Genomic DNA, 1,808 nt, shown 5'->3' on the forward strand with positions numbered 1-1,808 from the left:
TTCAGATCATGTTTGGACATACGYACGCATTTGCTTCATAAAAGCAAAACGCTGATAGAGATAATCCGCGCCAGCAATCACGCCAACAATGGCAACCACCAGAAAAATAACACTCAAGGCTAACTTATTTAACTCAGCGAGCATATCACCAACGTCGGTTAAAACAAATCGGTCGATACTGCGCATTTCGGGCCAAAGTAAAAAAATCGCTGCGGCCCCGACAACGACAATCTTTGTGACACCTTTCAAAAATTCGACCAAATTTCGCATTGAGAATAATCGACCAAACCCCTTGATCGGGCTGATTTTATCCAAACTCGGTTCAATAGATTTTGTGGCAAAAAGTAAGCCAAATTGTAGATAAAAGGCCGCGAAAGCAACAACCGCCAAAAGCCCCATTGGAACGAGCAGGGCTACCGCCAAAGACAGTAAAAGCTCGCCAATTATCATCGTAAAATTTACATCATCAACGCGAATATCCCAAGATCTCTCTAGAAAAGCCCTCGCAATCAGCGAAACCCGATTACTCATCATCGCGCCGAACGCGGTTAGAACCAGCGCCGATGCCCCGAGCATAGCAAAATTGACGACATCCCGTGACTGGATAACGTTCCCTTGATCGCGCGCTTCTTGCAGCTTTTTCGGTGTCGGCTCTTCTGTTTTAGAGGCCTCATCTTCTTCGCTCATGGCACCCCCGGCGTCAGCAGGCCCTGAATGGCACCCCCGATTGTATCAACAAACAGATACATAATGGAGGTTAGCGTCGCGAGGAGAAGAATAAATCCGACGATAATCTGAACCGGCTGGGCGAGGAAGAACACCTGCAATTGCGGCATGAGCCGCGCCAAAAGACCGAGCGCAACGTTAATCATCATCATGACGACGAAAAACGGCCCCGTCATCTGAATACCAACCCTAAAGGCTTGGCTGACCGCCCGTACAATCGACTCGGAGGCGTCGCCCATCACGATCCCCTGCCCCGGCAAAAACAACCCGTAGCTATCCACAATGCCGCGCAACAGGACGTGATGCATATCCGTCTGCATCATAATGACCAGCGCGATCAGACCCAGCAGGCTGGCGATTGCTGAAGTTTGCTCCGAAATCATCGGGTTGAAGATGGTCGCGCTCGACAGGCCCATCTGAAACACAATCGCCGAGCCCGCGACTTCAAGCGCCGTGAAAAGAATGCGCACAAGCAAAGCCAACAAAATTCCAATCAGAATTTCGCCGATGAGCAATATGGCTAAACCGCTCACCGTAGGCGGCAAGGTCGGTAACGAGGGGGTTAGAAAGGGCGTGATCGTCATGGTCACGGCCACAGCAAACAGCAGCCGCGCGCGCGTCGGAATGCTCTGTTCGCCAAACAAGGGCAGCACCATTAGCGCCGATCCCATACGGGCAAAGACTAGCACCAGGGCGAATAATTCGCTGAGGAGAAGATTTTCGAACAGCCGCATCGTCGCGCTCAGCCGAGCGAGATGATGCGGTCAACCAAACGTTCCATGAAGCCCTGCATCGTTGCCAGCATGAACGGGAACAGCAGCAGCAGCGAAATGAAGACCACGATGATCTTCGGAACGAAGGTCAGCGTCATTTCCTGGATCTGGGTCAGCGCCTGGAACAGCGAAATGATGAGGCCGACCACGAGCGAAATGACCATGATCGGCCCCGACACCTGAAGCAGGACCAGCACGGCTTCCCGCGCGACTTCGAGAGTATTGGCCTCATTCATCGTGCGGCGACCTTAACTTGACCAAAAGCCCGAAACGCGCAAACGGCGTTAGATGGGCATACGCATGATTTCG

At 52.1% G+C, this 1,808-nt stretch carries 3 protein-coding genes; all 3 read right to left on the bottom strand.

Annotation, left to right across the window (positions count from 1 at the left end; all coding sequences use genetic code 11):
* Positions 1-6: 6 nt before the first annotated feature.
* From VZ95_RS20450 to fliQ, 3 genes are read right to left on the bottom strand one after another with little or no spacing between them, the layout of a single operon-like run.
* Complete coding sequence (locus tag VZ95_RS20450) at positions 7-687, bottom strand: EscU/YscU/HrcU family type III secretion system export apparatus switch protein (protein ID WP_045777498.1); 681 nt, start codon at positions 685-687, stop codon at positions 7-9.
* Positions 684-1,460, bottom strand: a complete 777-nt coding sequence (gene fliR, locus VZ95_RS20455; RefSeq protein ID WP_045777499.1) for a flagellar biosynthetic protein FliR — start codon at positions 1,458-1,460, stop codon at positions 684-686. The genes VZ95_RS20450 and fliR overlap by 4 nt, the downstream gene beginning before the upstream one ends.
* Positions 1,461-1,468: 8 nt before the next feature.
* Positions 1,469-1,735 carry a flagellar biosynthesis protein FliQ gene (fliQ, locus tag VZ95_RS20460; protein WP_045777500.1) on the bottom strand — a complete coding sequence of 89 codons (267 nt, stop codon included), beginning with the start codon at positions 1,733-1,735 and terminating at the stop codon, positions 1,469-1,471.
* Positions 1,736-1,808 lie beyond the last annotated feature (73 nt).

Source organism: Elstera litoralis (genome assembly GCF_000963705.1).
Lineage (GTDB): Bacteria > Pseudomonadota > Alphaproteobacteria > Elsterales > Elsteraceae > Elstera > Elstera litoralis.

Excerpts from the sequence above, each read along its gene's own strand:
- fliQ (WP_045777500.1), bottom strand. The coding sequence starts at position 1,735 with ATGAATGAGGCCAATACTCTCGAAGTCGCGCGGGAAGCCGTGCTGGTC.
- fliR (WP_045777499.1), bottom strand. The coding sequence starts at position 1,460 with ATGCGGCTGTTCGAAAATCTTCTCCTCAGCGAATTATTCGCCCTGGTG.